7 protein-coding genes and 1 tRNA gene are annotated in these 6,339 nt (G+C 60.1%); 4 read left to right on the forward strand and 4 right to left on the reverse strand.

The features are described from left to right. Positions 1–182: 182 nt before the first annotated feature. The 3 genes from ABD906_RS06885 to ABD906_RS06895 form a co-directional block, all read right to left on the reverse strand. Complete coding sequence (locus tag ABD906_RS06885) at positions 183–386, reverse strand: Trm112 family protein (RefSeq protein WP_345098758.1); 204 nt, start codon at positions 384–386, stop codon at positions 183–185. 493 nt (positions 387–879) lie between these two features. Then, positions 880–1,863: a thioredoxin gene (gene trxA, locus ABD906_RS06890; RefSeq protein ID WP_345098759.1), complete on the reverse strand. Its 984-nt coding sequence runs from the start codon at positions 1,861–1,863 to the stop codon at positions 880–882. Between the two features lie 69 nt (positions 1,864–1,932). Beyond that, entirely contained in the window at positions 1,933–2,430 is a 498-nt protein-coding gene (locus ABD906_RS06895) for a prolyl-tRNA synthetase associated domain-containing protein (RefSeq protein WP_345098760.1), read from the reverse strand. 203 nt (positions 2,431–2,633) lie between these two features. On the opposite strand from ABD906_RS06895, the gene ABD906_RS06900 reads away from it, so the two are divergent. The 4 genes from ABD906_RS06900 (at position 2,634) to ABD906_RS06915 (ending at position 4,871) form a co-directional block, all read left to right on the forward strand. Next, positions 2,634–2,708, forward strand: a tRNA-Gly gene (locus ABD906_RS06900). 496 nt (positions 2,709–3,204) lie between these two features. Next, a complete protein-coding gene (locus ABD906_RS06905; protein ID WP_345098761.1) occupies positions 3,205–3,414 on the forward strand; it encodes a cold-shock protein in 210 nt (69 codons plus the stop codon). Positions 3,415–3,878: 464 nt separating this feature from the next. After that, positions 3,879–4,124 carry a hypothetical protein gene (locus ABD906_RS06910; RefSeq protein ID WP_345098762.1) on the forward strand — a complete coding sequence of 82 codons (246 nt, stop codon included), beginning with the start codon at positions 3,879–3,881 and terminating at the stop codon, positions 4,122–4,124. Positions 4,125–4,496: 372 nt separating this feature from the next. Further along, a complete protein-coding gene (locus tag ABD906_RS06915) occupies positions 4,497–4,871 on the forward strand; it encodes a DUF423 domain-containing protein (protein ID WP_345098763.1) in 375 nt (124 codons plus the stop codon). Here ABD906_RS06915 and ABD906_RS06920 read toward each other — a convergent pair. Next, on the reverse strand, positions 4,868–6,339 hold a 1,472-nt coding region (locus ABD906_RS06920; protein WP_345098764.1), incomplete at its 5' end, for an AAA family ATPase. The two genes, ABD906_RS06915 and ABD906_RS06920, sit on opposite strands and share 4 nt — an antisense overlap.

The raw sequence follows: 6,339 nt of genomic DNA on the forward strand, positions 1-6,339 counted from the left end.
GCACAGGCGCAGGCAGGAACGTGCCTGGCGGGGAGGGAAAAGCGAGCGCCGAATTCCCGCCCGCTCGTTTCGCGCCTCCGTTCGGCCCGAACGGCTTGCGTCGTGTCCTGTCTGCACGGCATGCGTCGAGCCTGCCTGCACGGCGTGCGCTCCGTCTCGCCGTCAGCACGTGCGCGATCGGCTCACTCGTTGTCCTGCAACTCGCGCGCTTCGGAAGGCAGCATCACCGGCACGCCATCCCGCACGGGATAAGCCAGGCGGGCGCGACGCGAGATGAGCTCCTGCCGCTCCGGATCCCACTCCAGCGGGCCCTTGGTGAGCGGGCAGACGAGCAGCTCGAGCAGCTTTGGATCGACCGAATTCCTGTTTGAGCGGGCGCCTTCCATCGGCATGACCTCACGGACGGTTCAGGGCGGAACGCTCCGGCCTTTGTCTGCCTGCAATCATAGCAGCCTCAAACCGGGGATGCTTCGGCACAAATAAGCGGAGCGCGGCGGCAGGGGAAGTGGCTAGCTTGTCCCATCGGAGCCGCGACGCGCACTCCGGCGGCTCCGCGAAGCTGCAGACCAGGTTTCTGTCAGAGGCAGGAATCAACCGGCGCGGTTCCCGCAACCATCGCTGCCAGGATCTTCGTTCGAGCGGGACAGGACCGTTCAAAGTTTCAGGCAACAGCCTGCCCCGCATGGACCGGCTTGCCGGTCATCTCCGTGGGCCACGAAGCGAGAAGGGCTTGCAGACGCTCGGAAACTGCCTAGGAACCGCAAGCCGTGTTGAGCGGAACTGGCACCCCCTGAAGCGGAACGAGATGCACACCGAAGCCTGGCCGCAGTGGAGGAGGGCGGCCGCAGCGGCGGTCCGCACCAATCTCCGTTCCGCGAATCAGGCGAACAGCAGCGAGGAAAGCTTCCGGCGGCCGGCAATCGTTGCCTTGTCTGTCACGCCCCAGGCCTCGAACAGCTCAAGCAGCTTCTTGCGCGCGCCGTCGTCGTTCCACGTGCGGTCAGCCTTCACGATGGCGAGCAGGTGATCGGTCGCCGCGTCGCGCTGGCCGCGCGCATTGCAGATCAGCGCCAGGTCGAACCGGGCCTGATGGTCGCTCGGGTTCTCCGCCAGACGCCGCTCCAGTTCAGCCGGGTCGCCCAACTTCGCCACCTCTTCCATGAGCGCGATCTTGGCGCGCACCGCAGCGACGGCCGGAACATCGGCCTTGTCTGCGGGAATGCGCTCCAGAACCTGTTTGGCGCGGTCGGTCTGCCCGGCCTCGAACAGCATGTCGGCCATGGCCGACAGCGCGTCCACGTTTTCGGGATCCTGCTGCAGGATGGCGGCGTAGATTTGTGCGGCGGTCTGGGTGTCGCCGGCGCCGCGCGCCTCGGCGGCTGCCGCCAGGGCCTCCTCGATACGCCCGCCGCCGCCCTGCGCCACGCGGTTGATGAACTCGCGGATCTGGCTTTCCGGAACGGCGCCCATGAAGCCATCAACCGGCTGGCCGTCCTTGAAGGCGATCACGGCAGGGATGGACTGGATGCCGAGCTGGCCCGGAATGGCGGGATGTTCGTCGATGTTGAGCTTCACGAGCTTCACGCGGCCGCGTGCCTCGCGCACCACCTTTTCGAGCGCCGGCGCAAGCTGGCGGCACGGGCCGCACCAGGGCGCCCAGAAGTCGACCAGCACGGGCTGGTTGCGCGATTCGCGAATCACGTCCGCGGCGAAGGCGGCGGTCGTCGTGTCCTTGATCAGCTCGGCCTCGGATGGGGCAGAGAAACCGGCCGCACCGCCGGACCCGGCGCCAAACGTCACGTTCGTCTGGGTCGTTCCGCCATTGGCGTAGCCGCCAGCATAAGGATTGTTCCAGTCGCTCATTCTTGCCCTTTCACCAGCTCTTTGATGTCCACCCATCCCGGGCCGCAGGCCCGCAGTTTGATGTGGCGATCATTGCGAAACTTTCAAGATCATAGGCTCGTGTCCCGTTGCGCGGATAAAGCGCAGCAGGTCGTCGCGCTGAATCGTCGTCGTCGCCGCGTTGTGCAACGGATGGCCGGTGATGATGTCGCTCTCCATGAGGTGCGAATCAAGAATCACCGTCACCTCGTGATTCGTGTCGTTGATGAGTCCGAAGACGGTCACCGAACCGGGAATCACGCCGAGCAGCTCCATCATCTTTTCCGGTTTGCCGAAGGAAAGCCGCCCGGAAGCGCCGATCACATGATGCAGCTGCTTGAGGTCCACCACGGCATCCTGCTCGACGACGACCAGGAAATGCCGGTCCTTCCGGTCGCGGAGAAACAGGTTCTTCGTGTGCGCGCCGGGGATTTGCGCGGAGATGCCGTGTGATTCGCTGACGGAAAACACTGGGGGGTGCGTGTAGGTGGTTACGGTTATCCCCAGGGATTCGAGGAACTGCATCAGCTCGTCAGGTGTTTTCGGCATTGTCCCCTCGCGCTTGTTTATCCGGGGTTTTTAGGCAAACGGCGGGCTTTCTGGCAAGCGAAAGCCTTGCCGTTGCTGGCCCGAAAGCGGGGGTGCGGCAACTCATTCACATGTCATCCAAAAAATCTGCATTTTCCCTGTTGCATTCGGACCGGAGTTCAGCCATATAGGCGCCACCTGCAGCGCCGGACGGTGTTGCGAAAGCGGGTGTAGCTCAGGGGTAGAGCACAACCTTGCCAAGGTTGGGGTCGTGGGTTCGAATCCCATCGCCCGCTCCAGTTTCTCTCACGAAAAGCCGCGCTTAGCGCGGCTTTCGTGCTTTTGGCATGGGGCCTTTCCCTGCGGCCGAAAGGCTGCTCTTTCCCGCCCTCAGGCTAAGCGTCCAGGCTCTTCCCGGACACTGGGATTTTCCCCGGCAGCTGATTCTGCGCGGGGTGAAGCGGGTCACGCTTTTCCCGATTGCCCCAGGGGGGGGCGTTTCGTTCCCGGGTTCTTACGAATGCGCATCGCGGTCGTTCGGGGTAACGAGAGATGGAGGTCTGGCGGGGCACGCCGAATCGCCGATTCGCAACCGATGCGCGCCTGTTGAAATAATTTTCGCCCACGCCTTGTATTCGCCGCAATGGCCGCCTAGATAGAGGTCATCGAACTTGTTGATGAACTTGGATTGGCGCCCACGGGCGCGTCTCTGATCTTCCTTCTCAATTTCGACTCCTCGAACGTCCGGCGCGGTGCCGGGCGCGGGAACCTACATCCGATTGAAGGGGATGCATCATGAACACCGGAACAGTTAAGTTCTTCAACGAGACCCGCGGCTACGGCTTTATCGAGGTTGGCGGCGGCCAGCCGGACGTCTTCGTCCACATTTCCGCGGTTGAGCGCTCTGGCATGAGCACACTGCGCGAAGGCCAGCAGCTGAGCTTCGAGGTCGTGCGGGACGTCCGCAACGGCAAGCTCGCCGCCCAGAACCTGCAGCTCGCGTAAACAGCCGCATTCCGGCGGGCGTATGCCCGTCCTGCCGGCCCCGGTTATACCGAAGTTTGGCGCTTCGGCCCGCTGACCACGGATGTACTGGCAGCAGCCTTTAGGCGCCCGTCGCATTTCACTGCCGGATCTGTCCGGCAGCGGGAATGCGACAAACAGTTTGGAAGGGCGGACGAGGCGCTCTGCGCCGGACCGCCATCTGAAGGAAGAAGGTCGGGTCCGCCCCGGCCTTTTTTCTTTTTCCAAGCGGTCCCAGGAAAAGTGGATACCGGTTTTCCGTCCGGGACCGCGATGAACAAAACATCGGTCCCAGGAAAAGTGGGCACCGGTTTTCCGTCCGGGACCGCGACAGCAAACAACGGTCTAAAGAGAGGACCCGGCTTTCCGTGCCGGACCGCCCGGATCCGCGAACACCGAACCCCGCTTTCCCTCTGAACCCGCAAGAAACTCCCGAGGAGGAACCCATGAGCCAGACGCTCATCGATCAAGTTTTCACCCCCAAGCCCAACCGCTTCGAGACACGCCAGGACACGACCACGCGCGTTGCGCGCGAGATCATCGAGCAGGAGGTGGCAGCCCGCGAGGCCAAGACAGCCCGCCTGCGCGCTGCCCGCGAGGCGAGGGAGGCGGAAGAAGCTGCTTCACAGCCTGTTACGCCGCGCCCGCGCCGCATGCCGAAGCCGGCGTTGCGCCGCGGCGGCACGCGCTGACGCGGTCCGGCGTTTCGCTCGAGTTTCTGAAGCGACCGCTTCACCACACCCCGACTTGCCGGGGAGCGAGCCGTCCAGGAAGGCAGGCGAACGGCACGGCGCACTCTGAAAGCCCGCGACCTTTGACGCGCTCCGCGTCCGGCCGGGGCCTTCCTCCCGACCGGGACCGACAACAGCGGTACGGGGGAAACCCGAAATGACCTTCTTGAAAGCCCGCCTCGCGCGGGCTTTCTTGTTTCCCGCGTCCATCTCACACGTCCGCGGCCGGGCAGCGCCCTTGTCTTGTTCCTGATCAAGGCATTGTCTACCTTCCGCGTGCATTGAGCCCTGCAGCCATCATGGCGCGGAAGGCAACACGGAAAGGGGTCGGGCATGGCCGGGAAGAAGCTGGTGGTCACAGGTGCGGTGATGGGCGGACTTGCGGTTGCGCTGGGCGCTTACGGAGCCCATGGGCTGCGCGCGCATGTCGGCCCGCAGGAACTCGCCTGGTGGCAGACCGGTGTGCAGTATCACATGTGGCACGCGCTGGCGGTGCTGGCGCTCGGCCTTTCCGGCCAGGCGTGGGGACGCCTGCCCGGCTGGCTGTTTGTGCTGGGTGCGGCGATCTTCTCCGGCACCCTCTATGCCATGGCGCTCGGCGCTCCCCGCTGGCTCGGCGCCATCACGCCCGTCGGCGGCGTGTTGATGATCGCCGGCTGGGCGGCGCTGGCGTGGAAAGCGGGGAGGGTTGGGAAACTCGGCGCCTAAGCCTCTTGCGTTACAGCCGTACGTAGCTCCGCCGCCTCGGCTTCTGTATCGTCAGGTGGGGTATTTTTCTCATGGTTTCCGCCAAGAACACCCAAATAACTAAGCACCTCAAAGAGGAATGGCTTCATGAAGCACATTCGAGCATGAACATCTTCATCTTTAAACCTGCTCACATGCCTTGCGACATCAACTTTCGTTCCTAGTCGGAACTTTTTTCGGACAAAAATTTCCTTCCTTCCAGAGATTCTGGGACTAAAGTCATCGCCTTGAACAAGAGCTACTAGACGTTCCTCTGGATATATTTCGAGCAGTTCCCTTGGTGTGCGACTCTCAAGCATACCTTGGGAGTCAGCCCATTCCCAAATCTCCTCATCATAAAGATGTTCCAGAGTTATCTGTAAACGGTAATGGGCCTGCAATATTGGGATAATATGAGGAGGTTTAGGGTAACAAAAGCACTTCGCCGAAGAAATCACCCCTTCCGTTCTATTCCAGGCTTTCCTTTGTTCATTAGCATCGAGATCAAGGATGCCAGCGGCTCGTGGTCTTTGGGGATGGTGCTTGTGGTGCGCACGCCAACCGCGCAACATGTCGATGACAAATTCGTGACCTCCCCCACTCTCTTTCGTCTCAAAATCAACCAAACTGGAACAGTCCGGATAAAAAGCTTTGACGCAGCGTTCCAGTACAATCTTATCACTTTCACCTTCTACAAAGATCTTAGGTCGATTTTGTTTCGCCAGCTCTTGGGCCCGGAGGCTGGCCTCCGCCTGTTCACGCACATTGCGAATCAAGTCCTGCACTCTCGGCGCCAAGATGGCGACAGTTCCCATTCTGTCGTCCAGATCGTTAATCTGCGTAGTTGCAGTTGTCCCCCGCTCGTCATTTTCCCGATAAACATGGCAGCATACAACATTCCTATTCTCTGTATTTTTTAGATCATAAAAAACCGGTGAGTGTGTAGTAAGTAGTATTTGCGCGACATTCTGAGAAAATGACGAAAATTGAGCAGCCAACTCAATTGCATTTCCAAACTCAAGATTATTCTCTGGCTCCTCGTAAGCCCAAATAAAACTATAAGGTGCGGCTCCCTGCCGCTGTAGAGATCGTTTTTTTTCTGAAATAAATTTCAAAATCAATGGTATGTGTCTTACCTTTATTCCATCTCCCCTGCTATCAAGTGAAATAGACTTTTCGCCGCCGAGAAAATCTAAACGTTGGAAAATTGGCGTAAGGTCTTTTGGTAACGCAAGTCGCGTTTTGATTCTTAGAGAATCGAGAATTTCGGCACTAAGACTTGAAAGATGGTCGGCAATTGATTTTTCAAATGAACTACTTGATTCTACGAAACTTTTTGATGCTACTGACCTGTCCCGGCTTTTTCGATCCAAGGTAACTTGAGACAATGGCCTCTCAGAGAGTGAGAGGCATATGAAGAAGACGCGATACAGCGACGAGCAGATAGTCC

This window comes from Chelativorans composti, from assembly GCF_039541695.1.
Lineage (GTDB): Bacteria > Pseudomonadota > Alphaproteobacteria > Rhizobiales > Rhizobiaceae > Chelativorans > Chelativorans composti.

Bases quoted from the DNA above. Each gene is read 5' to 3' on its own strand.
- ABD906_RS06885 (WP_345098758.1), bottom strand. From the start codon at position 386: ATGGAAGGCGCCCGCTCAAACAGGAATTCGGTCGATCCAAAGCTGCTC.
- trxA (WP_345098759.1), bottom strand. From the start codon at position 1,863: ATGAGCGACTGGAACAATCCTTATGCTGGCGGCTACGCCAATGGCGGA.
- ABD906_RS06895 (WP_345098760.1), bottom strand. From the start codon at position 2,430: ATGCCGAAAACACCTGACGAGCTGATGCAGTTCCTCGAATCCCTGGGG.
- ABD906_RS06905 (WP_345098761.1), top strand. From the start codon at position 3,205: ATGAACACCGGAACAGTTAAGTTCTTCAACGAGACCCGCGGCTACGGC.
- ABD906_RS06910 (WP_345098762.1), top strand. From the start codon at position 3,879: ATGAGCCAGACGCTCATCGATCAAGTTTTCACCCCCAAGCCCAACCGC.
- ABD906_RS06915 (WP_345098763.1), top strand. From the start codon at position 4,497: ATGGCCGGGAAGAAGCTGGTGGTCACAGGTGCGGTGATGGGCGGACTT.